Here is a 26,544-nt window from a genome sequence, read left to right on the forward strand (position 1 = left end):
CGAGCAAACTGAACACTCATCCTAAGATTTGGTTTCTTGGGTCTGTGCGTCGATAATTACACTCCAGTCATCATTTGTCACAGCAGCTTCAAGCTGACGCTGACGTTCAGCTATGCTCGCATCTATTGTTTCTGACTCTTTAGAGAGGGTTGTGTCAGCCATTGCTTTCCGCAGCTTTAGCTTTTTCTCTTCGTAGGCTTGACGTTCCGCCTGCGACATTACTGCCTTTGTAGCTTCGCCTACTGTACTAGCCCACATTTCGCTTTCGGACGCATTACCAGGTGGTGTGGTTTCGAGTTCTGCTATCCACGCATCTCGCAAATCTTCCATATCTTGACGCTTGGGGAACTTGAATGCTTGCACGCGCACAAAAGCACACTTTTCCTGACCATTTTGGGTGACATGACTATTTAGGGAAAGCAACACATTCCGAGAATAGCCAATGTACTGCACGCGGCGTTCTGCATCTAATACTGAGTAAACACCAGCAATTTTAGCGTTCTGAGCAGATGCACTCCAAGTCTCAAGGTCAATGATTTCAGTACCATTGTTTGCTAGTTCAGGGGTTATACTCACCTCAATGGCAGTGTGTTCGTCATCGGAACTATACAAAAATTCATGTAACCCACGGTGGTTTATGGGGACATTTTGATGTTCAATTGGCGGGTTGTGCTGGGTTTCCATCGTAGTTGATCTCTGAATTATGAATTAGCGACGCAAGCAAATATATGCCTTTAGAATATTGAAGCTTAAATCTACTCACATCCCCAAATTCTTGCTGACAAAGCAAAAACAACTATTAGACCTTATATGAATCAATTGACACCTAAAAATTGGATATTCATCAAACAGCGACTTACCCCCTATTTATTTTTACTACCCGCCTTGGTTCTTTTGGGGTTAACAGTCTTTTTGCCTGCGCTGCAAGCGTTTTACCTCAGCTTTACTAGCTATGAAGATATCGCCCAGCCGCCACAATGGATAGGTTTAGCCAACTTTCTTAAACTTTGGAAGGATGCAGTTTTTTGGAAAACCTTAGAAAATACCTTTTTATATCTTGTGGGTGTAGTCCCAATTTTGGTAATTGCTCCCTTATTGCTGGCAATTTTGGTAAATCAGAAACTGCGGGGGATGAATTGGTTTAGAGCAGCCTATTACACCCCAGTAGTAATTTCAATGGTGGTTGCAGGAATAGCTTGGAAATGGCTGTATGCAGAAAATGGATTACTGAATCAGTTCTTAAAAGCTTTGGGGCTTTTTCCAGAAGGTATTCCTTGGCTAACTAGCCCAGCGAAAATTTTTGGCATTATACCAATTTCTCTTGCCAGCGTTATGGCTGTCACCGTGTGGAAGGGACTAGGCTACTATATGGTGATTTATTTAGCGGGGTTGCAATCAATTCCTGCTGATGTATACGAAGCTGCTGCGATCGATGGTTCCGATGGTATCAGCAAACATTGGGATATTACTATACCTTTGATGAAGCCATATTTAGCATTAGTAGCGGTGATTTCAGCTATTTCTGCAACCAAAGTTTTTGAAGAAGTATACATTATGACCCAAGGGGGCCCACTCAGTAGCTCAAAAACGATTGTTTATTACCTATATGAGCAAGCTTTTAGTAACTTAGAAATCAGCTATGCTTGCACAATTGGTTTAGTGCTATTTTTGATAATTTTAGGGTTATCAATTTTGCGATTAGTTATCAATCAAGAAGGTGGAGATAATATCACAATCTGAATATTTACTTAATTTCAGAAATATTGAAACATGATACAAAAATTTACATTCTTTATTATCAGTGCTTGAGGACAACGAATTGACTACAAGCATTGTGCAGCGCTCAATTACGAAACGTTGGCAGACTTGAATTACCTTTGTAGGTATGTGCGGAATCTTAGTAATTCCAGCATAAATATTATAGTGGCGGAAAATAAAGTGACATAATATACTTGTTGAATTGCCATCTGAACAGTCTATTAAACGCACATAACGACGCGCATCAAGACTAATTGAGATTTTCTACCAAATTTAGGATAAAAGGTGCGAAATCCATACTGGATTTGACTTGAGTAAAATACTTGTTTAGAGCGCGATGGGCTACACCCCACCATAGGCGATCGCAATTTACTACGAAAAAGTAAGGGTTACACAAACATTTCAATTAGTCAGCGAACCGACAGAAGGAAACTTGACAACTCTTTAAAAAAATTAATTTATACTAGAAGACCAAATATAAGAACGAAGGTTATAAATTTTAAGAAATTACTAATTATAGGCTATATTCAATTTTTGTCTGATTAAAAATACTTTTAATATCAACAGGTTGCCTAAGTAAGTTACACTTTGTGGGTACATAGGAGCTAAGAGAATGTACGGTCTAGTTAACAAAGCAATTCAAGATATGATTTGCAAATACCACGGTGAGGATACTTGGGAAACCATTAAACAAAAGGCTGCACTTGAGGATATTGACTTTTTTATTGGTATGGATGGTTATCCTGACGATGTTACCTATTGCTTAGTTGAAGCCGCTTGTGAAGTATTGAGTATACCTGCACACGAAATTCTGAAAGCCTTTGGAGAATACTGGCTTACTTATACTGCCGAAGAAGGCTATGGAGAGCTTTTAGCCAGCGCTGGAAATTCCTTACCCCAGTTTATAGACAATCTTGACAACCTTCATGCTCGGGTGGGTTTGAGTTTTTCGGAACTTCGTCCCCCATCTTTTGAGTGTGAACACAACAGTGATAAATCTATGGATCTCCACTACCAATCGACTCGGCAAGGATTATCTCCAATGGTGATTGGTCTACTCCACGGCTTGGCAAAACGCTTTGACACCAAGGTGGATGTTACCCAAATTAGTTTTCGTGAACAGGGAGATCCTCACGATATATTCTCTATTAAATATAAAGATTCTCAGTCTGATGACAAATAATAATGCTATCGGGTCAAAGCAATTCAGTCTTAGTGCTGACCAATTTGCAGCATTGTTTCCCTTCCATCTGGTTATAGATCGAGAGATGAAGATTGTCCAGGCGGGTGAAGTGCTTCAGCGCATTTTAGAACCTATTACCATCCTCAATAGTTCCTTAGAAGAACATTTCCGCATCAATCGCCCCAACTGTCCAGTTAGTTTTGAAGCCATTTGCCAGCAGACGCGATCGCTCTTTCTCCTGCAATCCCACCACAAAGATATGCAGCTAAAGGGACAGATAGTGTATGTAGAGGACGACAATCATTTGGTATTTCTTGGCTCTCCCTGGATTACTGATATTACCGCTCTAAAAAAGCTAGAACTAAGCATTGATGATTTTCCTTTATATGATTCAGTTTCAGATTATCTGTTTCTCTTACAAGCTAAGAATTCAGCTTTAGCAGATGCCAAAAAACTAACTGCGAAACTCACAGAACAACGGGTAGAATTAAGAACCACAGCCTCTCGATTGACAAAGCTGATTGAAAGTTTACAGGTTGGTATTTTGCTAGAAGACGAGAACCGACACCTTGTTCTGGCAAATCAAGAGTTCTGCAATCTATTTGGTATTCACCTTGCTCCAGAAGCTTTACATGGACTGGATTGTCAGGAAGCATCCCAAATGAGTAAACAACTTTTTGTTGAGCCAGAACAATTTATCCAGCGCTTAGATAAGATATTGAGCCAAGGACAAATAGTTCTCAATCAGGAATGGCAACTTCAAGATGGACGAATCTTTGAACAAGACTATGTACCGATTGTGGTTGATCAGAAATTTTATGGTCATTTGTGGAAATATCGTGATATTACCCTCAGGAAACAATCAGAAAATGCCCTGAGATCGAGTGAAGAGCAGTTAAAATTGGCGCTGGATGCAGTAGACGAAGGGCTTTGGGACTGGAATTTAGCAACTGGAGAAGTTTATCGTAGCCCACGCTGGTACACAATGCTGGGTTATGACCCAGAGGAACTGGAAGACAATATTAAAATTATTAATAGGTTGATCCATCCAGAAGACCGACGGTTGGTGCAACAACGGCTGATAGCTCACCTCAGGGGTAAGACACCTTTCTATGAGGTGCAAGCACGCTTTCTCACAAAATCAGGAAAATGGAAGTGGATTTTGGATCGCGGTAAGTTGGTAAACCGTGACTCCCAAGGAAAATTCTTGAGAATAGTCGGAACTCATTTAGATATTACCGAACGCAAAAAGGCAGAAGAAGCTTTACAGGAGCAGTATCAACGCGCTCTTCTTCTCAAGCAAATTACTGAAGAAATTCGTCAGTCCTTGCAATTGGAAAAAATTCTCCAGACAACAGTAACGGAAGTTCAGCGTATTTTGCAAGCCGATCGCGTTCTAATTTTCCAAATTAAATCTGATGGTTCTGGTGAAGTTGTTCAGGAAGCAGTAGTCCCAGAATGGTCAGTGATTTTAAACAAGGATATCTGTGATGTTTGTCTTCAGGATCGATACTTAGATTTGTATCGTGACGGACAGATTACAGCCATTTCAGATTTAGGGCTAACAGGATTTAAACCCTGCCAAATTGAGCAGTGTCAGGTGAAAGCTAATCTGATCGTACCAATTTTGGTGCGGAAAGATTTGTGGGGATTATTAATTCTCCATCAGCACAATCGCCCCAGGCAATGGACTGAATTAGAAATGGATCTCCTCAAACATCTAGCAGATCAAATGGGTATTGCCCTCACCCAAGCACAATTGTTGGCTAAGGAAACCCGTCAAGCCGATTTGCTAGCACAGCAAAATGAAGAGCTTAACTTTGCCAAGCAAGCAGCCGAGGCTGCCAATATGGCCAAGAGTAATTTCCTCGCCACGATGAGCCATGAAATTCGTACTCCGATGAATGCGGTCATCGGCATGACTGGATTACTTTTGGATACTTCTCTTAAACCTGAGCAACTGGATTATGTAGAGACTATCCGTAACAGTGGCGATGCCTTGTTGACTATTATCAATGATATTCTCGACTTTTCTAAGATTGAGTCTGGCAATTTAGAGTTGGAAGAACAACCCTTTGACTTGCAAGTTTGTGTGGAAGAAGCCCTGGATTTGCTCGCTCCGCAAGCAGCTTTGAAAGGCATCGAACTGATGTATGAATTGCAACCGCACATACCAACTCTGATCATTGGTGATATTACCCGTTTGCGTCAGATTCTCTGGAATTTAGTGAGCAATGCTGTCAAGTTCACGAATGCTGGAGAAGTCGTTGTCACGATCACTGTACAGCAGCAAGTTCTCAAGCAGGAAGCCACAACTGCCGATCACGTATATTACGAATTTCTATTTGCGGTCAGCGATACAGGTATTGGTATACCTAGCGATCGCCTAGATAGACTGTTTAAGCCCTTTAGTCAGGTCGATGCCTCCATGACTCGACGTTATGGCGGTACTGGCTTAGGATTAGCGATCAGCAAGCGCCTGAGCGAAATTATGGGGGGCAGAATGTGGGTCGAAAGTGGAACTGTTAAAGGTTCTACCTTCTATTTCACACTAATGCTGCAAGTTGACCCTTCTGCCATTGATAATTCTTTGAGTATTTATACAGAGCTTGTCGGCAAGAAATTACTCTTGGCAGTAGATAACATCAATTTGAGGAAATGCTTAACCTGGAAACTTCAGAGATGGGGAGTAAATGTCCAACCTGTAGAATTAAGTGCTGTCGTCCCGTGCTTAATACAACAACATCCCTTTGACGTAATTATATTGGATATCGATAGCCCGCATCTGAATATCCTCGATCTGACGGCTCAAATCCGGGCTATACCAAGACGGCAAGGTTTACCTTTGGTGATGTTGAGTTTTAAAGGCAAGCAAACTTTAGAGGTAAGGCAGGTAGCCTCTGAATTTACTGCCTTTTTGCATAAACCTGTGCGACAGTACCAGTTACACAATACACTCTTACAAATTGTGCGTGGTAGTTGGTCTACCCAACGAGTTGATTCTAAAATTAGCATTGCTTCTTACTCCCGTTTGCCTACACCAAATCTCCCAACAATTGATGTCCAGCTTGCCCAAACTTTGCCACTCAAGATTCTCTTAGTTGAGGATGTGTTGGTAAACCAGAAAATTGCTCTCAAGATGCTGCAACGGTTGGGTTTTCGAGCGGATGTGGCTAATAATGGGTGTGAAGCTCTAGAAGCCTTGCAACGGCAACGCTACGATATTGTGTTTATGGACATCCAAATGCCGGAAATGGATGGCTGGGAAACAACTATTCGGATTCGTCAAGAATTCTCTCCTAATGTTCAACCCTGGATAACTGCAATGACTGCTCATGCTCGCCTGGAAGATCGTCAGGAGTGCTTAAGGGTAGGGATGGATGATTATATTAGTAAGCCGATTCGCATTGAGGCGCTCGAAGCGGTTCTGAAAAAGTTTGATATTCAGCAATGTCAAGATTCAGAGTCTCCCGATCTGATTGATTTATCTGAATCTGCATTACTCTCTAAATCCTCAAATTCCGATCTACAAGAGGCAATTGACCGACGTTTTCTGCAAGAACTACAAAACATGGGAGGCAGTGATGGTGAGCAGCTAGTCGCTGAACTGATCCAAATTTACTTAGAAGATACTCCTATTAGAATACAGACAATTAAAGAGGCCATTGCTGCTGAAGACCGATCAAAGTTGCAAAAAGCAGCTCATGCTTTGCGATCGCCCAGTGTTAGTATTGGTGCTGTTAAGCTGGGCAATATCTGTGAAACCTTAGAAAATGCTGCGATAACTCAATCATTAGATCAAATCTCTGGGCTGATTAATCATCTAGAGAGTGAATATAAAAATGTCATTACGGCTCTTCAAAGCCTTTATTCTTCTTAAAGTAGGACTTACGCAGCAAGTACGAAATATAGGGACAATACCCTGCGAGTACTCCGTTGGAGAATTCGTAGAGTAGAAGACGTTTTACATCTACATGAATTGCCCCTACGGGAAATCAAGTTAGGTTAGCAGACCATTAATCTCTATAAAATATGGCTCAAATATCTAATTCCCAAGCAGAAATTTTAGTAATTGATGATGATTGTATTATCCAATTAGGGCTTGCTGAAAAAGTTATAAAAAAGCCAGATAAGGATTAATTAGTTTCCGAAATGAATTGTAATGACAAGTAAGTCTGCACGATAAAATACATAATTTAAAACCGCGTTTGATACTCCACTACTGCACGACTATCATCAGTTAAATTAGTGGAAGCACGCACACGAAATTCATCGTTTATCCGGTAATTAACACCCCATTGGAAGGGATCATTTGTTGTCAAAATCTTAATACTGGAAACAGATATTTTGGTAGAAATATCGACCCCAGCCTCGGCTGCTAATTCCAAAGTTGAACTACTTCTTCCAGCTTCGGGATTCTCAGAAATAACGGTAGGGAATATCCGCAGTTCACTTAAACCAAAGGTACTCCCAATCTGGTTAAAAGCAGACTGAAAATTATTGAACACAGCCGAACCTGCAATGTTAATCAGTCCCAAAGTACTGTCACCACGTCCTTGGGTGTCTACAAATCCACCTCCTAAAAGAGCAACAATTTCGGTTTGACTACGTGACGGACTACTTGTTAATTCTAAATTTTCATTGAGTTTGCTGGCTAGACCGTTGATAGTGGCTTCGACTCGAACACTCTCTAAGGCTGATAAACCTGTGGAATTTACTTTACCGAAGTCATTACTTTGAGTTACGTCGAGTACTTTGGCAAATAGGCGAATATCTAAGTTGGGGTCGCGGGGTTCAGAGGGACTAAAAGTTGCGGTGTGTTTATAACCACGAGCAAGGTTAAATTGGGTAGTAAATAAATTCACCCCTCCTTGTTCTAACTGGATAGTACCATTGGGTACGGGCTGATTGATCGAGCCGTTAACGATGAGATTACCAGTGGCGCGGAAGTTGAGAATAGGGGGACGGGTAATTTGGACATTTTTACCGAGTTCTAAATCTAGATTATTAAATCTAGCGATACCTGATGGCAAGCCTTGAGCCAACGCATTTCCCTTGCCATTCCCAATTTCATCTTTACTCTGCTTGTTATCTTTTGTGGGTGATACACCGAGACTACTATTTGCAGATGAAGTCGCATCGGTAGATTCTGCCAGCAATACCTGACCGTCAAATAAACTTACTTTACCGCCAATCGCTGGGTTAAGGGCAGAACCAGTAATCTGCAAATTGCCGCTAGCGCCTCCTTGGTAAAGTCCCTTGAGATTTAAGGCTAACTGATCGAGATTAACAGTTAGGGGATTGGTGATACTCACGTTCTGATTGTTGAAAATGGGAATTTCTCCAGCAACCTCCACCTTCCCACGGCTAAATCTACCCTGAAGGTTTTCTACTAAGATGCTGTCAAAATTAAACAGTACTTTACCTGTGACACGTCTCAGCTTACCTGGTAATGCCTGAGCTGAAAAAGTAGCATTATTAACAGTAGCAATTCCCTCAACTTGGGGTTTTTGCAATGTTCCGCGTACCTTAAGGTCTACTTCTCCTTCACCTTTTTCAAAAACCACTTGATTCGTCAATGCATTTAACAGTCCTAATCCTTCGTTTTCTAACTTCACATCCAAACTGATCTGCTCACTGTCTGGTGCAACGGTTGCAAAAGGCAATTTATAAGGGATACTGCCAGTAATATCAACAGGTTTTGGCCCGGCAACTGCTACAGTACTACCAAAGTTTAAGCGTCCGTTGGCATAGCTGAAACTTGCCCTTGCTGATTCTATTGCTTTTTGATTCAATAATCCTTCTGTGATTTGCAATTCCCCTCTAGCTTGGGGATTAGCAATACTACCTGCTAAAGCTGCTGTACCATTAAGATTCCCTGTAATTCCAACTGGCAGTTTTACAAAATTATTCAGTAGTTGCACTGGAAAATTATTCACCCGCAACTGGCCAGATTGTTCATCACCGCCAACGTTACCCGTAAAAGCAACCAACCTGTTTTGAGATTCGATTCGTAAAGGTCGCAAACTCAAAACACCGTTTTCAAAGTTGCCTTCGGCAATCACTTTGTCAGCAGTATAATAACGATTTCGTTCTTCCTTTTTACCCCAAGCGAAGTTTTGTCCATTCAAATTAAAATCCACTGATAATCCATTGGCTGTAGCTGTATTTACAGCCACTTCCCCGTTGAAAGTCCCCTTTAAGTCTGCCAAATCTGGTATTGGAGTGGAGTTAAGTCGCTGTTCTTGCTGTTCTGCTACCAAAGTTTCAATTTCAGAAAACCGTTGGATTTGGGTTAATAAAGGTTGATTTGGTACTCCTTGGGGGGTAGTGGCTAGATCCTCTGCTGTGCCGTAGATTGCTGCTGAACCACCTGGCAAATTTTGTAAATCAAATATCTGTGTTAAAGCCAAAACATCTTGGATCTCTCCTTGGCTGACCTTCAGTTTACCTTGTAGTTGAGGCCCTTTAGAGCTTTGGGCAAACGTACCGACAAGGGCGTAGCTACTTTTACCTTTGACAAATTCGCTGTTGGTAAGTGTGCCTTTGCCATCACTGTAGCGGAATTGAGCAGCTATTTGATCGCCGCGAAGCCGGCCAATTTGCGGATTAGCGATCGCTAAATTCCCAGTTGCTGCCAATGTCTGCTGATTAAACAGCAAATCCCCAGTTAACAACCCAGCTATCTTACCAGCGCCCAATCGAGTAATTGGTGGCGGAGTCAAATTCAATATTTGTAAGGGGAAATTTGCAACTTTTAGCGCCCAATCATTCCCTTGAACATTACCTGTAGCTGATGCTTCCTGCCATTTTACTAAAAAGGATTTCGGGCGATTATTGGCATCTAAATTAAAGGCCAAGTGATCGCTATTTCCTGCCAAATTTAAATTTAAACCGCGTCCCTGGGCTGAATCAATGTTTCCAGTTAACAACGGCTCAAAAGCAATATCTTGAACAACTAAGTCTCGTAAATTAATTTGTCCTACCACATTTGGCAAGGGCAGCTTACCAGTGACTTGTCCATTAAAATCGATTCTACCTGCCACAGCAACCTGATTAGGAAGATTGATCGGTAACTGTTTTAAGTTGTAATTCTGCGCTTGGACGTTGAGATTTAAAGCAGTAATTTCCGGTATACCTGCTTTTTTAGCATTGGCTAATATGTTACCACTCACACTTAAACCGGGAGCAGTTGCTCGCTCAATGGTCAGCCTTTCACCACTCCAAGCGATCGCAGCCGTGAGGGGTTGCTCAAGACCAGGAAGCCCTTGGGATAATTGCACCTGTCCAGCAGCACGTACATCAGCTAATTTGGACGAGCCTACATTGCCAGCTAATTGCAACTGACCGCCAAATTGCCCCCGCAATTGCTGATTGAACCGATTTAACTCCACACCGTCAGCATTAACTACAGCTTGATAGCGACCATTAGCCAATTGGATATTAGAAGCTGCGATCGTTCCACCTGCAACATCCAGCCGTCCTTGACCACTAGCTTGGATAGTTTGCGGTTGGAAGGATTCAACAGAACCCGCCACGTTTGCTTGACCAGTTAACGTCCCTCGTAGCTGTGGTGGTACTGCTGCCAACTGCTGCAAAGGTACATTATTTGCCTGAACTTGTGCCTGGTATACACCATTAGCCACTTGGATATTAGAGGCTGTAATCGTCCCACCCGCAACATTTACCCGCGCCTGACCCATAGCTTGGATAGCTTTAGGTTGGAAAGATTCAACAGAACCCGCTACGTTTACTTGACCAGTTAACGTCCCTTTAAATTGCGGTGGTACTTTTGCCAATTGCTGCACAGGAACATTCTTAGCCTGAACTTGCGCCTGATAGCCACCATTAGCAAGTTGGATATTAGAGGCCGTAATAGTTCCACCCGCAACATTTACCCGCGCCTGACCACTGGCTTGAATAGTCTGTGGTTTAAAAGAATCAACAGAACCTGCTACATCGAACTGACCACTTAATGCCCCTTGAAACTGCTTTGGTACTTTTGCCAATTGCTGCACAGGAACATTTTTAGCCTGAACTTGCGCCTGATAGACACCATTAGCCACTTGGATATTTTTAGCTGTAACCGTACCATCGCCAATAGCAAGGCTACCTTCACCATTGCCACGCAGGGTTTTCAGGCTGAAATTATCTCTGTTACCTGCGATTTGGAACGTACCCGCCAAAGGATTATTTAAAGCTGGGGGAGACTGTTTCAATATTTGCCCTAACCGCACACCATTAGCTACAAGTTGAGCAGAGAAGCTTTGGTCTTGCAATTGGACATTAGAAACTGCAACTGTGCCGCCACCAATTTGAACTCCTGCGCCATCAGTGCGAATCGTGGCAATTTTAAATGGTGCTGTGTTCCCTGAGAGGATGAGACGACCATTAAACTGTGCGTCCGCCAAAGAGACATTTTGCAGTTGACTTTTGTCTACAAATGGTTCTAATTTTACCCTAGAGGCAACAGCCACAGCTTGCCAACGCTCGTTAAGATAACTACCCGTTGCCCGAACTGTACCACCGCTTACATTAAGAGCCACATTACGGAAAGAGACATTGCGATCGCTCCCAATCGCAACTTCGCCAGTTCCAGGGTAAGTTCCGTTAGGGGCTTGAAACTGTACCAAAGTTTGGACATTGGTAGGAGCGCCAGTTAATTGGGCTGTAGCTGAGACATTGCCGATTTGGAATGCAGGTGTTGTTTCATAAACTTTTGCGATCGCATCCCCTGGAACATTCTTGGCAGCGAAATTTAAATCCAGTTGCGGCGTTTTACCAAGTTGAATTGTGCCAGCACCCGTGATTTCACCACCAACTTTAGCTTTACCTTGAATATCTTTCAGGGTAATTAAAGAGGAACTAGAACTAGTAACAAGCTCAAATTTACTACTGATGCTATTGAAATCAAGTTTATCAATGCGGGCAGTTTGAATCGTCGCAACTGTGCCTGAGATAATTGGCTCTTTAGTTGATCCGGTAATCTGCAAATCTGCTTGTACTTGCCCAGCGATTGGCACAGGTAGTTTTACCTTGAGGGTATCCTGGGCATTAGCCAAACTCACCGCATTTACACGCCCTGCCAACTTAAAACCTGCTTGAGTGTCGATGATTCCCGTAGCCACTACAGGAATTTTGCCGTAGTTGGTAGTAACATTGCTTAACTGCAACTCCGTTCCCTGAAAACGGAGATTTCCTTGGCTATTACTCAACAGCTGCGGGACTTTGGGTATTTGAAGTGTTACCCCTTGCACAGCCGCATTGCCATACAATAAAGTCTGTTGCCCTGGTGTCAACCGAATTAACAAGTCGCCATTGGCTCGACCCGCCTGTAAGTTCACTGGTAACTTAATCAACCGAGTAATATCCGCAGCCAGCAAATCTTGTGCTTTCACTTGAAAGTTGCCCGCTAGCACCTTAGAACGTGTCTCTCCCTGAATGGAAATATTGCCACCACTGTCTGCTTGCCCTCCTACTTCAAACCGGATTAACTGGTTGTTTGCTAAAAGTTGGGCAGAACCGTTCAGTTGAGAAAATGTTACGGGAGAGGTGGGAGACGCAGAAGATATTCCCTCCCCTGCTCCCCCTGCCTCCCCTGCCTCCCTTCCTCTCTGCTGCGGCAGCAAGGCCAGCTTGGCATTACGAAACCGCAAGTAGTCCAAATCAGTTTTAATTGCACCGCCTCCACCTGACGACGCTATGCTAGTGGAAACCCAGCGCCCTTGCTCATCCTGCTGAATGTAAATATCTGGGTTGACTAAGGTGACATCTAGCTTGAGGTGGCGGTTAAAGATTAGTTGTAACGGGTTAAAACCCACCTCTACAGATTCGACTGTCGCCCGATCTGGATCTGTGGGTGTGGCGGGGATAGCTGAAGCGCCAAACTGCACTCCCGTTAACGAAAATTGTGTGACTTTTCCCAGTTTTACCGGACGGTTGAGTGTAGTAGTCAGACTTTGTTGTGCCAACGGCGTTAACTCTGTTTGGACAAAAGTCCACAACCGCCAAATACCGATGATAACTCCTAACAGTAAAAGTCCACTCAAGGCAATGCTACCCCGACTCAATACCAGCAACCACAGACGCTTGCGGATAGGGGAGGGGGAGTGAATATCTTGATGGGGAGATTTAGTCATTTGCTTTCACTGTATTAATTGCCGGATGTCGCTGGCACACACAAGCATTAACTGACACATTGATTCAGTATGCCATTTCCAGGATACGCCAAGTAAAGCAAAGACCTCATTAGTTAAGTTACGGTATTTGCTTGATCCAATACTTATGCTTAATAATATTGGCGTTTTCAGGAAAATCTGATCTTAATAAACTGAAAATTGTTCCTTTGACTTTCGCACAGGTACAACCTAGAACTTTAATATGAATAGACTTTAAAAAAGACAGATGATTACACCAATGCGTGTTTTTGTGTTAATTTTTAACGCTCGAACGGAAAATGAGGGGATTCACACGATTCGGGAAGGCGATCGCAATAAAATTCTGATGTTCGAGTCAGAAGACGATGCCACACGTTTTGCCCTAATGCTGGAAGCTCAGGATTTCCCCGCACCGACACCAGAGCCAATCGATGCTGAGGAAATCAAGGAATTTTGCGAAAGTGCTGGGTATGAATGGGAAATCATCCCAGAAAACAGCAATTTAGTTGTCACTCCCCCAGAACTGAACGTAGAACAAACTGACTGGCAAGCAAACGCCCAGAAGGAGGATACTGTTGAAGACACCTTCCCTCTCAATCAACAGCCACTAGAAGAACCAGAATTATCTGATTCTGAACTAGAGAAGATGCGTCGCAAATTGGAAGGATTGCTTTAATTAGTCATTAGTCATTAGTCATTGGTGAGCCAGTGCGGTCTTGGGGGTTTCCCCCATGAGCAACTGGTGAACCCGAAGGGTCATTGGTCATTGGTCATTGGTCGCTAACTGACTAATGACAACGGACAACGGACAAAGGACATAAGGATAAATGACAAACTTGCAAGAACGTGGGCATCTTTTAACCGAGCTGGTAAATCCTAACAGTCTTAACTTAGACCAGCTCAGTTCTCTGGAATTGGTAGAACTGTTTAATAGTGAAGATCAAAAAGCAATTGCAGCGGTTGCAGCGGCGAAAGTTCAGTTGGCTGAAGCGATTGATAGCACCGCAGAGCGTTTGCGTCACGGAGGACGCTTATTTTACATTGGCGCGGGTACAAGTGGCAGGTTAGGCGTGCTAGATGCTGCTGAGTGTCCACCTACTTTTTGTACGCCCCCAGAGTTGGTACAGGGGATTATTGCTGGTGGTGCGGGTGCGCTGGTACGCAGTTCGGAAGATTTAGAAGATAGCATCGAAGATGGTGAAGCTGCGATCGCTGGGCGACACATTACTCAGCTAGATGTAGTTGTCGGTATTACTGCTGGTGGGACAACACCTTATGTCCACGGTGCCATTCATGCGGCTCGTCAACGGGGAGCCAGTACTATTTTTATCGCCTGTGTTCCGGCTGAACAAGTTAGCATTGATGCTGATATTGACATTCGCCTATTGACAGGGCCAGAAATCATCGCTGGTTCAACTCGCCTGAAAGCTGGTACAGTCACGAAGTTAGCTTTAAATATCCTTTCCACAGGAGTAATGGTTAAACTAGGTAAGGTTTATGGCAATCGTATGGTGGATGTAGCAGTAACAAATCAAAAGTTACGCGATCGCGCTTTACGAATATTGCAAGACCTCACAGGCTTAAGTCGGGAAGCTGCTGGTTTTTTATTAGAACGTAGTGGCAAGTGGGTTAAACTAGCATTATTAATGCACTGGACTGGTTTGGAAAAAGAGGATGGCGATCGGCTTCTTTCAGAACACCAAAGTAATCTTAGGGCAGCTGTTATGAGCTATCAAAACCACAACCAATCTTAAAGACATTTTCCTAAATAAATACTCTACAGGTGGCTGCTACTTATCTGAGCAGCACACCTTTTTTTAAAGATAATATTCCCTAAAAAAGCTCGCTTCAATTAACTTGTATTAATAAATGTAAAATTAAATAAATATTTTTAACATTCACAGCCAATTATAATAAATAAATTTAAAAATTCCTCAATATTACTAATCATTTTAAACAAAAATTCAGAACTTATACGGATAGAATTCCGTATGAAAATTATTAAAATAATCAGTTAATACTGAATGCATCCTAATGATCTGGACTATAGCAAGCTACTTGATTCGTAAAGTCTACCGATAACAAACTGTATGAAATCGGATTTATATATTAACAGGATTTTTGCTATTTTCTCATCATTGTCTTGATTTTAATAAACTTGATTTTGACTGCTATATATCAATTTTGATGTGTCTTCTGACCACTATACAACTAGTGTGGGTTTTTCAATAACTGGCTTTTTAATACAAGGAATAAAATATGACCCACTCGGAACTTATTCTTTCAAATAATTTAGTTAATGAATTTAAAACTTGTACTCAACTGCAATATAATGGCAAATTAAATATTAAAAGTTCAAAGGGTGGCCAATGGACTTTTTATTATCGCCTGGGACGTATCGTTTGGGCAACAGGGGGTACTCATCCCTTCCGGCGCTGGCGTAGACACATGGCTCAAAACTGTCCTCAGATTGATGTTGATAAATTGCTGTTGCGTTCACAAGACATATCAATAGATTACTGGGATTACCGCCTTTTAGAAATCTTTTATAAAAAACAGAGAATTCAGAGGGAACAGATTCAGTCTATTGCCGAAAGCACCATAGCAGAATTACTATTTGACTTAGCATTGCAAGGAAATTTCGCTTCTATAACTTGCAATCGTAGCCAAGAAGTTATCCTCGAAACACCGATGAGCTTTACGAGTGCAGAAATGTCTGTAAAGCACATGCAAGATTCATGGAAAACTTGGTCAGCCGCAGGTTTAGCAAATTTTTCTCCTAATTTGGCACCGGTTTTGCGGCGACCAGAACAACTCCAGCAGATGGTAAGTCTATCTGTCTACAAAAACTTTTTGAATTTAATCAATGGCAAATTCACTCTCTTAGATTTAGCTGTGAAAATGAAGCAGAGTGTACTACCACTCACCCGTTCGTTGCTTCCTTATATCCTTAAAGGAATCATCGAATTGGTAGAAGTACCTGATATGCCGTTAGTAGTGACTGAGACCAACAATAAGCCTCACACTACACAACCAAAGAAACCGAATGCTCCATTAGTGGCCTGCGTAGATGATAGCCCTCAAGTCTGTAAAATGCTAGAGGATATTATTACTTCCAATGGACTAAGGTTTATTAAAATTCAAGATGCTGTACAAGCACTCCCAACCCTAATTCAAGATAAACCAGACCTAATTTTCTTGGATTTGATTATGCCAGTTGCCAGTGGTTATGAAATCTGCACTCAGTTGCGGCGAATATCAGCCTTTGCCAATACACCAGTGATTATATTAACAGGCAGTGATGGTCTTTTAGATAGAGTTCGTGCCAAAGTAGTCGGTTCTACAGATTTTATTACTAAACCCGTAGCGCCTGACAAGGTAATGAGTATAATACGTAAGTATTTACCTACATTGAGTGTTCCCATTGAGAAGAGTAAAGCCAATGTATAGGAATCCGCTTTGATTTCTGTTCGCGCAGCCTGGCGTAGCCATAGTTACTTGCTTTAACTAGTAATAGGCAATAAGCAATGCGAAAAGAGCCTTTTTGGGTTGCACTAAGTTTTTCAAAAATAGAATATAAGTTCTAGATAGGTTTGTAATTAGGGAGAATGAATAATTTTTATTGATAATTAATCATCAGTTAGTCTGATTGGCTTAAAAATTTCATTTCTCAGTATTGGACTATAACTCAGTAATACCCAGAACAAAATTTTTACAACCTATAGACTTTCTCGCGTCCATAAACATAAAAAGAAGCCAGAATTCAGAAGGAATAATTAGGTAGCAATATGAAAGCTACTTAATTATTTTTTTGTAAATATTTAAATATTTGTTTAATTATATTCCTATAAAATTACGCCTTAATTATGACGAATAATGCTTTTATTCTTTCTTGATAAAATTCTTTAATATTCACAAATATATATATTAAATTCTATCCGCTACGTACTTTTTCTGAGGTTAATAGATAAAGATTGAATCAAAATTAGACAAATACAACTTTTTGTATTTATAGCAGTCCTATTTGAGTTGTGAAATATTGATTATGACAAAGAGCTTAGGGCTAGTCTCTAGTCCTTTCTATGTCAGGAATTACACATTTAAAACCTAAAACCTCGTTGGCGCACTCCCACTAGCTCCCTTTTTTAAGGGAATTGGGGAATCTTTTGTGCGTAATTCCTGCATGTCTTTGTTCATGAATCATTTAGGATTTGTATATCTAATTTGTCTACATTCTTAAAATTTTTTAAAGGGTAATTATCATGAATACTGTTTTAGTTGTTGAAGATGGCTTAACAGATATGGAAATAATCAGCCGTTACTTGCAACAAGCAGGTTATTCTGTAATTAGCGCCACCAGCAGCGAAGAAGCTCAAGACAAAATAGATAAAAACAAGCCAGACCTCATATTTCTCGATGTAATTTTACCAGGAAAAAGTGGCTTTGAAATTTGCCGAGAACTGAAAAATAACCCCGACACTAGCAAAATACCTGTGGTTTTTTGCTCTACCAAAAATAGTGATGTAGATAAAATTTGGGGTAATATGTTGGGCGCTGATGGTTATCTATCAAAACCGATTGATAGAGAAGAACTAGTGGTAATTTTAAAGCGATTAATTCATTAATTAGTAAAAAGGCAATAAATCAACGAACATTAAAGGTCACTATTTCTAATATATAAGCTCTACAAGATCGAATAACAAAGGCAAATAGTGGCTAGATATAAACAATCAAGAACAAAGGATAAATAACTTTGGAAACCAAGGAAAAATTTTTAAGTTTTAATTTGGGAGTGAAAGATACAGCTGTCATTTCTTTACAACACATCACAGAAGTTTTGCAAGTATCATTACCTGAAATATGTGGTGTTCCACAGATGTCCAGTAGCATTTTGGGTATTTATAACTGGCGTGGTGAGATGCTTTGGTTAGTAGATTTAGAGGCAATGTTAGGTTATCCTCCAATTTCACAAGGAGCAAATTTAATTTCAATAATGATGGCGATTGTTCTGGAAAACAATGGTAAGTATTTAGGACTATTGGTGAAACAGCTTATAGATATTGAATGGCTGGATATTCAACAAATGAAACCCCCAAGTCCCGAACTATTCTATCCTAAAATATCACCTTTTTTACAGGGATACTTTATTAATGATTCCGAGGATATGATTTTTAATTTGGATGCGATCACGATCATCCAATCTCCCATCTGGAAGATTCACAATTAAAAATTTCAAATAGATGATCGGGGATAAGTTTTGGACAATTTCTAATTTTTAATAAGCAAATAATAGTCCATTCTTACCTGCCAACTATCCACTTATTATCCATAACAAACTTTGAGGTTAATCAAATGACATTTTTGTATAGCAACAGCCATGAAAATGAGCATCTTATATCTGAAGTAGAAAATTTGAATGGGAACGCTAATATAGCAAATATTGCTAGTAATGAAATATCTTTATTAAATGCCATCGCTCAGGAATTTAAAACTTGGCGGCGACAGTTGCAAGACATCGCAACTCATCTGCGCCAAGCTCCAGACATTGATACACTACTCAAAATTACTGTAGCCCAAATTAGAGAAAAAATTGGCTGCGATCGAGCCTTAATCTATCAGTTCACTTCCCTTGATTCAGGTAATGTTTTAGCAGAATCTCGAACATTAGGTTGGACACCGACTCTAGGCGAAAATATTCCTGGAATTATTTTTGGTTTATATACTAACCAAGACTATATCGAACCTGTAGTTATTGATGATATCAATCAGATTCAACTTACCCCTTATCAAAAGCAACTACTAGATAAATTTCAAATCAAAGCTAGTTTGAGTTTACCGATAGTAGTAGAAGGTAAAGTATGGGGATTGCTGGCAGTAAATAATTGCTATTCAACGCGGCAGTGGCAAGAAATAGAAATTAGTCTGCTATCTCAAGTTACAACAGAACTGCTCTACAAATTACAGAGTTTTGAATTCAAAAGAGAAGAACAACAGCGAATACTAGCAAAAAAATCTGTAGCTAAAGTCATCGACAAAATTCTGCGGGCATCAAATGTCGATAAGATTTTTCAAACAACCACTCAAGAAGTACGTCAATTACTAAAATGCGATCGCGTCGGTGTCTATCGCTTTAAACCTGACTGGAGTGGCGAGTTTGTCGCTGAGTCAGTTGGTAATGGCTGGATAAAGATGGTCAGCCCTGATTTTTATATGGTCTGGGAAGATAGCCACTTGCAAGACACCCAGGGAGGACGTTATGCCAAGGGTGAAAGCTTTGTCGTCAAAGACATCTATAAAATGGGTCATGCTCAATGCCACATTGAGATTTTAGAGCAGTATGAAATGAAGGCTTACATCATTGCACCCATATTTTCTGGAGAGAAATTATGGGGCTTGCTGGCAGCTTATCAAAATTCTGGGCCTCGTGATTGGCAACCTTGGGAAGAAAGCTTTGTAACCCAAATTGGACTGCAATTTGGTGTGGCTATCTCGCAAGGCGAATATCTCGAACAAATGCATAAGAAATCTGAACAACTAGCTCAAATAGTTGAACAAGAAAAAGCTTTTACTAAGATAGTAGGACGCATCCGGCAATCTTTAGATGTAGATAGCATCTTCAAAACAACTACTCAAGAAGTGCGTCAATCATTACGATGCGATCGCGTCGCCGTCTATCGCTTTAACCCTGAGTGGGGCGGTGAATTTGTGGCTGAGTCTGTGGGTACTGGTTGGACAAAACTAGTAGGCCCTGATATTAAAACCGTTTTAGACGATACTTACTTGCAAGATACTAAGGGAGGGAGGTATGTCAAAGGTGAAAACTTTATCGTTAACGATATCTATGAAGTAGGGCTTGCTCCCTGCCATATTGAGATTTTAGAGCAGTTTGAAGCCAGAGCTTACATAATTGTTCCTATATTCTTTGGGGATAAATTGTGGGGTTTGCTGGCAGCTTATCAAAATTCTAGCCCCCGTGAATGGCAAACCTGGGAAGTGAATTTTTTGGTTCAGACTAGCTTGCAATTTAGCCTAGCTAAATCACAGATAGATTATTTAGAATTAGTTCGGTTGAAATCTGAAAAGTTAGCTCAGATAGCGGAACAAGAGAAAGCTGTTACCAAGATCAGTAACCGTATCCGGCAATCTTCAGATGTAGAAGAAATCTTTAAAACAACCACTCAAGAAGTAAGGCAATTACTGCGATGCGATCGCGTCGCAGTCTATCGTTTCAACCCTAACTGGACTGGCGAATTTGTAGCGGAATCAGTAGGCCATAATTGGGTAAAACTGGTAGCTCCCGATATCAAAACTGTCTGGGAAGATACCCACTTGCAAGAAACTCAGGGAGGTCGATATAGCCAAGATGAAAGCTTTGTTGTAAATGACATCTATCAGGTAGGTCATTCTCCTTGCCACATTGAAATTTTAGAGCAATTTGAAGTCAAAGCTTATGTAATTGTTCCTGTATTTGCTGGGGAGCAATTGTGGGGTTTGCTGGCAGCTTATCAAAATTCTGGAACTCGTGATTGGGAAGAATCAGAAGTCACGTTGTTAGCACGCATTGGGAACCAATTAGGACTGGCATTACAACATACCGAATATTTGCAGCAGGTACAAGCACAGTCAGCAAAATTAGCAGAAGCAGCCGCACGAGAAAAGGCAGCCAAGGAGTTACTACAACAACGATCTATTCAACTCTTAACAGCCCTTAGACCCGCCCTTAACGGTGACTTAACAGTACGCGCACCCATTACAGAAGACGAACTAGGCACGATCGCTGATGCTTACAATAATACCCTGCAAGCGCTGCGGCAAATAGTTCTTCAAGTACAAGGGGCTGCTCAACAAGTTGCTCAAACTTCTACCAAAAGCGAAGCTTCACTGGCGGGACTGACTAATCTGGCACAACAACAATCTGAGGAAATTACCACAGCATTAGGCGAAATTCAACAGATGGTGGACTCTACTCAAGCTGTGGTGGCGAATGCCGAATTAGTGCAAGTTGCGGTGCAACAAGCCAATGAAACTGTAGAGTCTGGCGATACAGCGATGAATCTGACTGTACAAGCAATCCAAGGAATTCGTGAAACCGTTGCTCAAACCAGCAAAAAGATTAAACGCCTCAGTGAATCTTCGCAAAAAATCTCCAAAGTGGTGAATTTGATTGGTAATTTTGCCACACAGACAAACGTACTGGCTCTGAATGCGGCTATTGAAGCTACCCGTGCCGGTGAATATGGCAAAGGCTTCGCAGTTGTAGCCGATGAAGTCCGTTCTTTATCTCGCCAGTCAGCAGCAGCAACCATCGAAATAGAAAAATTAGTCCAGGATATTCAAGCAGAAACCGGGGAAGTTGCAGTAGCAATGGAAATTGGTATTCAGCAGGTAGTAGAAGGCACAAATCTTGTCAGTGACACTCGCCAAAACTTGAATGCGATCGTTTCTGCAACTGCCGAAATTAGTCAGCTAATCGAGCGGATTACCGCAGCGACTCAAAAACAAATGACCCAATCTGTAACAGTCACAAAATCAATGCAAGATGTAGCAGAAATTGCTAATAAAACTTTTGCTGAATCTCAAGAAATTGCGACTGTGTTTCAAGATTTATCAGGGATGGCGCAAGAGCTATTAACAACTGCTAGCAAGTTTAAAGTCAAATAGATTTTAGATTTTAGATTTTGGATTATAAATGAGGAAGATTTTAAGCGGGGAATAAAACAGCTAGCATTGCGAGTAATCCGCTTAGTAGAAGCCCTTCGACAGAGCTGAACGGCAGAGCAGATAATCCGTTCAGAAACATCTATGGGAGCTAACGAGCGGTCAGCTTGTCGTGGGAAGTCAACCGCAGATGTCATTGCTAAACTCAGCTTGGTAGAGGAAGAAACCGATGAAAGTCTTTATTGGATGGAACTTATTGTTGAGGTTGGTTTATTACCGCTAGAAAAAGTGAGCAATTTGATGTCAGTAAACACTGAAATTCTGACATCAAATTGCATCAATCAAAATTTTACGTAACAAATCTAAAATTTAAAATCAAAAATATGATTACAGATAACGAAATTCGCGAACAAGGATACATCTACTTTCTAGCTGAAGCTCCAGAATTAGTACAGATTATTGAACAAGAACTATTTAGCTTATCGGAAGGTTATAGCACTGCTAAAGTCCATAATTTAATGCGGGCTACTCATACACTTAAAGGTGGCGCTGCTAATGTTGGGCTAGAAGTTATTAAGATGATAGCCCATTTTTTGGAAGATGTGTTTAAGGCTTTATATAACCCAAATGTAGTAATTGATGCTGAACTACAAACACTTTTATTACAAGCCTATGAGTGTCTTAGTATAGCATTAAATACTGAGCTAATAGGCAGCACTGTGAATGATGAAGAACTAATAAATCGAGCAACTTCAGTGTTTTCACAGTTACAAGAAAAGCTAGGTGATGCGTTTGGTGATGAGGCTCATATTCCCACTTCTGAGGAATTGGGATTTGATATTGTCCAGTCAGTTTTTGAGGTGGGAGTAGAGCAACGTCTAAACAGTATTGCTGAAGCTGTTAACAATCCACCAAATAATAACGAATTTATTGAATTATTACGGTCCCAAGCTGAGGTATTTTTCGGTTTAGCAGAATCTCTAAATTTGCCTGGATTGGGAGAAATTTCTCAAACAATTTTATCAGCACTGCAAGCAAATCCCACTCAGGTACAGCAAATCGCTGAAATTGCCCTTGCAGATTTACAACAAGCACAAAAGTTGGTATTAGAAGGTGATCGTACATCTGGTGGAGAAACTTCTCTAGCTTTGCGAAAACTCACGCTAGTCGTAAATAATGAGTTATCTGAAAAATTACGAAATAATTCATCTGCTGAAATCTTTGTTATCAATGAAGAGCAATTTTACCAGTTTCTTACTACATCTGACAATAATAAAAATGAATCTGTAAATCCAACAACTGCCAAGTTTTATCTAAAAGTAATTCGCTACATTTTGGGTTGGTTTAATCACGAGATAGAAGTACCAGAAGCAGAGCTTAATTTAGATTTACTTGTTCCCAGGTTAGGAAGAGAAAATCTACTTGATTATATTGAAAATTGGCTGAGAAAGTTTCTTGATTTTGTTCAAGATGAACAAGATAGCCAAAGTCTTTGTATTTATAGACATGGGATAATTTTAATCATCCTATTTGCCGTCACAAAGTTTCAGAATTTTGTTAATAAATCTGACGGCTATATCTCAGTCATTAAAATATTACAAAATCGAATTCATAGATTAGCAGAAGAGTATAAAAACTATCCTCCTGTTACTACCGAAGAAAAAAATTGGCTTGATATTTCCAAACTGCAAACGCTGTTAGTTTTTAAAGAAATATCTAAATCTGTATCTTCTCAAACTACTGATAATTTTCTAGAGACAATATGGGGGGGAGAAGTTAGCCAAAACCTGACAGAGCCAGTGGTGACAACTCTAAATGATGATTATTCAGAAAAAGTTGATTCATTAAGTCTAAATGAGCAGGTAGCTATAGGAGTTACTGAAACAGCCATTGAAGTTATGCCTGATTTAGCTACACAGCTCAACAAAGAAATAGAAGATAAATCACAGTATGTTCAAACTAAAAACTTTCGTCAACCTTCATTTATTCGAGTAGATACAGAAAGACTGCAACACCTCAATTATTTAGCTGGAGAATTACTGATTCATCAAAAAAGACGTACTTTGCAAGATGAACAAGTTAAAGAAATAATTGATCAATTAATACGGCAAATTACTAGACACCAAAAAACTTTAAATGAATTACGCGATCTCCCATTACAAATACCAAATAGTACCTCACAACAAACGCAAAATTTTGCGGTGAAATTTGACTCTTTAGAAATGGATGTATATACAGAATTTCATACAACATTGCATGAAGCAATAGAAGAAATACTGCAACTACAAGAAACCACAGAATCTCTTGAATTGCTCGTGACGCAAGCTGCTCAAATTAGTGACAAACAAGAGAATTTAACTCTTAATATTATAGAGAGCTTAGTAGAAGCACGAATGTTGCCTTTGGGCAATATTCTAAATCGTTTCCCCCAGATGGTAAATAAGTTGGGGAATGTTTATGCCAAACTTGTAGAATTGAAACTTACTGGTACTGAGGTACTAGTAGATAAAGCGATCGCAGAAAAACTCTACGATCCGTTATTACATTTAGTACGTAATGCTTTTGACCACGGGATTGAAGCTTCACAACTTCGCCGAGAGCTTGGGAAACCAGAAAAAGGATTAATCGAAATCCGCGCTTATCACCAGGGTAGCCACACTATTATCGAAGTTCGGGATGATGGTCAGGGATTGAATTTAGACAGAATTCGCACAAAAGCTGCTGAATTATATCCCATACAAACTGAAGAAAAAATTAGAAGCTATGCTTCTAATCTGGCAGAACCTGAACTTTTAGACATGATATTTTCACCTGGATTTTCTACTGCCGGTAAAGTGACTGAAATCTCTGGGCGCGGTATGGGGTTAGATATTGTGCGGACTCAGATGAACGCACTTAATGGCTCAATTTCAGTTCAATCCTTACCCAACCAAGGAACAATATTCATACTCAAAATTCCTTTTTCTATGACTACAGAAAAGTTAATGCTAGTTCAAGCCAAAGGTGTTATTTATGCCCTTCTTTCGGACAGTATCGAAAAAATATTGATTCCCTCCGAGCAGCAAATTAAAGAAATTGAAGGTCAAAAAGTCTTGCATTGGAACACAGACAATGATGAGACTATGGTCAGCCTCCGTCACCTTTCAAAATTGATTAATTATAATGATTCATTCTTGAATACTGCTGTTACATACAACACATCAAATACTGACGACCCAAGCATAGCGAAAAATCCAGTGCTTTTGCTCCGACGAAATCAGGGAATGTTTGCTTTGGAAGTTGACCATATAATTGGTGAACAAGAACTGGTCATCAGACCTTTAGGAAATGCGATCGCACCGCCAAAATACGTTTATGGTTGTAGTAGTTTACCCAATGGTAATCTCATCTTAGTGATTGATGCTTCATTGCTGGTCAAATCTAGCGAGATCCAACAAACAACACTTGATATCATGGCGTTACCAGTAGCTTCTCCCTCAAATAAAAAAGCCTTGGCGATATCGGGAGACACTTTTGCATCTACACCATTACTTACTGCATCTACTTCCATAAAAACGATAGAAACTCAACCCAGTTATTCTCAAAAGCCAGATCATAAATCACCAAAAGTTGTTTTAGTAGTAGATGACGCAATTAGTTTGCGCCAAACTATCTCTCTCACTCTACAAAAATCGGGCTATCAAGTAATACAAGCTCAAAATGGTGTAGAAGCTCTAGAAAAGTTGCAGTTACATCCAGAAATTCAAGTTGTCGTCTCCGATTTAGAGATGCCACGAATGAATGGTTTTGAGTTGTTGGGCAATTTCCGTCAATACCCCAAATTAGCAAAAATCCCTGTGGTGATTCTCACTTCTCGCAGCTCTAAAAAGCATCGCCAACTTGCTCAAGAATTGGGTGCAAAAGCTTACTTAACTAAGCCTTATTTAGAAAATGAATTTCTTTCTACAATTAAGAGGCTAATTAACAGTAATGCAGATGATCTAAATGATTTGCTCATGGTGGTAAATCATTAAAAATTAGTAATTCGTAATTACGGATTACCAGGTAAATTATTTGGATCTACACCTAAAGAACGTAAATACTGCGCTAATTGTTCAGCCCTTTGCCGCTCTTGTTCAGCCCGCGATCGCTCCTGTTTTGCCTGTTCTGCATCTGTCAAATAGCGGTTTCCCTGCTCATCATACCAACATAAAAACTGCTGTTGTATGCCGGCAATTACAGCCTGGTGTCGCCCAATACCTAACCCCACTTCTGGCATAAAAAAAGGCTCACCTATTTGTAGCTGGTAGCTTCCATCTATCAATTTATACACTTCAAAAGGTTGATGTTGGTCGCGTCGCCAAAATTCAGGGTTATAAATTCCGTAGTACAATACACCAAGTTTTTTATATATATCTAGCTTCTCGTCATATTCACCTCCTGGGGTATGGGATACCATTTCTAATGTGAATATCGGAACTACCCCATTTTCTTCCCAAACAGCGTAACTTTTGCGTGATTTACCACCCTTTTTCCGTTCTACTCCCACACTTAAAAAAGCATCCGGCACTACAGGTACTCTAGGATTTACGCCTGTGGTGTGATACAATCCCATGTCTACTCCGAAGTACCAATCCAGGCGATTTGCCCAAATGGAGTTGAGTAAGAAGAGTAAAATATTTGGCAAAAAATTTTGATCCTCGTTATCCACTGGCGTATCGTCTGAACAGGGAAGTTCATCAGTCGTTGGTAACGCATTTTTGAGATCAGGTGAGAGCATAACCGTTGTCTCGCTGGCGTTTGATGCCC

14 protein-coding genes are annotated in these 26,544 nt (G+C 40.6%); 11 read left to right on the forward strand and 3 right to left on the reverse strand.

Annotation, left to right across the window (positions count from 1 at the left end; genetic code table 11):
• Positions 1-21: 21 nt before the first annotated feature.
• Positions 22-684, reverse strand: a complete 663-nt coding sequence (locus tag FD724_RS13145) for a GIY-YIG nuclease family protein (RefSeq protein ID WP_179072943.1) — start codon at positions 682-684, stop codon at positions 22-24.
• Positions 685-810: 126 nt separating this feature from the next.
• Between FD724_RS13145 and FD724_RS13150 the strand changes: the two genes are divergently transcribed.
• The 3 genes from FD724_RS13150 to FD724_RS13160 all read left to right on the forward strand — a co-directional run bounded on the left by FD724_RS13150 (position 811) and on the right by FD724_RS13160 (position 6,821).
• Positions 811-1,740, forward strand: a complete 930-nt coding sequence (locus tag FD724_RS13150; protein WP_179072944.1) for a carbohydrate ABC transporter permease — start codon at positions 811-813, stop codon at positions 1,738-1,740.
• A 631-nt stretch (positions 1,741-2,371) separates the two neighbouring features.
• Positions 2,372-2,941 (forward strand): heme NO-binding domain-containing protein, encoded by a 570-nt coding sequence (locus FD724_RS13155; protein WP_179072945.1) that lies wholly within the window; start codon positions 2,372-2,374, stop codon positions 2,939-2,941.
• A complete protein-coding gene (locus FD724_RS13160; protein ID WP_179072946.1) occupies positions 2,931-6,821 on the forward strand; it encodes a response regulator in 3,891 nt (1,296 codons plus the stop codon). Before FD724_RS13155 ends, FD724_RS13160 begins: the two co-directional genes overlap by 11 nt.
• 316 nt (positions 6,822-7,137) lie before the next feature.
• Here the strand turns inward: FD724_RS13160 and FD724_RS13165 are convergent, their stop codons facing one another.
• The gene (locus FD724_RS13165) at positions 7,138-13,080 is read right to left on the reverse strand and encodes a translocation/assembly module TamB domain-containing protein (protein ID WP_179072947.1); all 5,943 of its coding nucleotides are present in this window, start codon (positions 13,078-13,080) and stop codon (positions 7,138-7,140) included.
• A gap of 265 nt (positions 13,081-13,345) precedes the next feature.
• On the opposite strand from FD724_RS13165, the gene FD724_RS13170 reads away from it, so the two are divergent.
• From FD724_RS13170 to FD724_RS13205, 8 genes are all read left to right on the forward strand, one after another.
• Complete coding sequence (locus FD724_RS13170; RefSeq protein ID WP_012412248.1) at positions 13,346-13,774, forward strand: DUF3110 domain-containing protein; 429 nt, start codon at positions 13,346-13,348, stop codon at positions 13,772-13,774.
• A 151-nt stretch (positions 13,775-13,925) separates the two neighbouring features.
• Positions 13,926-14,852 carry an N-acetylmuramic acid 6-phosphate etherase gene (gene murQ, locus FD724_RS13175; protein WP_114084073.1) on the forward strand — a complete coding sequence of 309 codons (927 nt, stop codon included), beginning with the start codon at positions 13,926-13,928 and terminating at the stop codon, positions 14,850-14,852.
• Positions 14,853-15,357: 505 nt separating this feature from the next.
• Positions 15,358-16,548, forward strand: a complete 1,191-nt coding sequence (locus FD724_RS13180) for a response regulator (protein ID WP_114084072.1) — start codon at positions 15,358-15,360, stop codon at positions 16,546-16,548.
• 812 nt (positions 16,549-17,360) lie between these two features.
• Positions 17,361-17,723 (forward strand): response regulator transcription factor, encoded by a 363-nt coding sequence (locus FD724_RS13185; protein ID WP_114084071.1) that lies wholly within the window; start codon positions 17,361-17,363, stop codon positions 17,721-17,723.
• 128 nt (positions 17,724-17,851) lie between these two features.
• Positions 17,852-18,325: a chemotaxis protein CheW gene (locus tag FD724_RS13190; protein WP_179072948.1), complete on the forward strand. Its 474-nt coding sequence runs from the start codon at positions 17,852-17,854 to the stop codon at positions 18,323-18,325.
• Positions 18,326-18,450: 125 nt separating this feature from the next.
• Positions 18,451-21,759, forward strand: coding sequence for a GAF domain-containing protein (locus FD724_RS13195; protein WP_179072949.1), 3,309 nt, complete (start codon positions 18,451-18,453; stop codon positions 21,757-21,759).
• A 141-nt stretch (positions 21,760-21,900) separates the two neighbouring features.
• A complete protein-coding gene (locus FD724_RS40815; RefSeq protein ID WP_256874549.1) occupies positions 21,901-22,113 on the forward strand; it encodes a four helix bundle protein in 213 nt (70 codons plus the stop codon).
• A gap of 26 nt (positions 22,114-22,139) precedes the next feature.
• Complete coding sequence (locus FD724_RS13205; protein WP_179072950.1) at positions 22,140-25,769, forward strand: hybrid sensor histidine kinase/response regulator; 3,630 nt, start codon at positions 22,140-22,142, stop codon at positions 25,767-25,769.
• A 17-nt stretch (positions 25,770-25,786) separates the two neighbouring features.
• Here the strand turns inward: FD724_RS13205 and FD724_RS13210 are convergent, their stop codons facing one another.
• Complete coding sequence (locus FD724_RS13210; protein ID WP_179072951.1) at positions 25,787-26,515, reverse strand: Uma2 family endonuclease; 729 nt, start codon at positions 26,513-26,515, stop codon at positions 25,787-25,789.
• Positions 26,516-26,544 lie beyond the last annotated feature (29 nt).

The sequence above is a fragment of the Nostoc sp. C057 genome (assembly GCF_013393925.1).
GTDB lineage: Bacteria > Cyanobacteriota > Cyanobacteriia > Cyanobacteriales > Nostocaceae > Nostoc > Nostoc muscorum_A.

Coding starts and splice junctions, on each gene's coding strand:
- FD724_RS13145 (WP_179072943.1), bottom strand. CDS start 684: ATGGAAACCCAGCACAACCCGCCAATTGAACATCAAAATGTCCCCATA.
- FD724_RS13150 (WP_179072944.1), top strand. CDS start 811: ATGAATCAATTGACACCTAAAAATTGGATATTCATCAAACAGCGACTT.
- FD724_RS13155 (WP_179072945.1), top strand. CDS start 2,372: ATGTACGGTCTAGTTAACAAAGCAATTCAAGATATGATTTGCAAATAC.
- FD724_RS13160 (WP_179072946.1), top strand. CDS start 2,931: ATGACAAATAATAATGCTATCGGGTCAAAGCAATTCAGTCTTAGTGCT.
- FD724_RS13165 (WP_179072947.1), bottom strand. CDS start 13,080: ATGACTAAATCTCCCCATCAAGATATTCACTCCCCCTCCCCTATCCGC.
- FD724_RS13170 (WP_012412248.1), top strand. CDS start 13,346: ATGATTACACCAATGCGTGTTTTTGTGTTAATTTTTAACGCTCGAACG.
- murQ (WP_114084073.1), top strand. CDS start 13,926: ATGACAAACTTGCAAGAACGTGGGCATCTTTTAACCGAGCTGGTAAAT.
- FD724_RS13180 (WP_114084072.1), top strand. CDS start 15,358: ATGACCCACTCGGAACTTATTCTTTCAAATAATTTAGTTAATGAATTT.
- FD724_RS13185 (WP_114084071.1), top strand. CDS start 17,361: ATGAATACTGTTTTAGTTGTTGAAGATGGCTTAACAGATATGGAAATA.
- FD724_RS13195 (WP_179072949.1), top strand. CDS start 18,451: ATGACATTTTTGTATAGCAACAGCCATGAAAATGAGCATCTTATATCT.
- FD724_RS40815 (WP_256874549.1), top strand. CDS start 21,901: ATGGGAGCTAACGAGCGGTCAGCTTGTCGTGGGAAGTCAACCGCAGAT.
- FD724_RS13205 (WP_179072950.1), top strand. CDS start 22,140: ATGATTACAGATAACGAAATTCGCGAACAAGGATACATCTACTTTCTA.
- FD724_RS13210 (WP_179072951.1), bottom strand. CDS start 26,515: ATGCTCTCACCTGATCTCAAAAATGCGTTACCAACGACTGATGAACTT.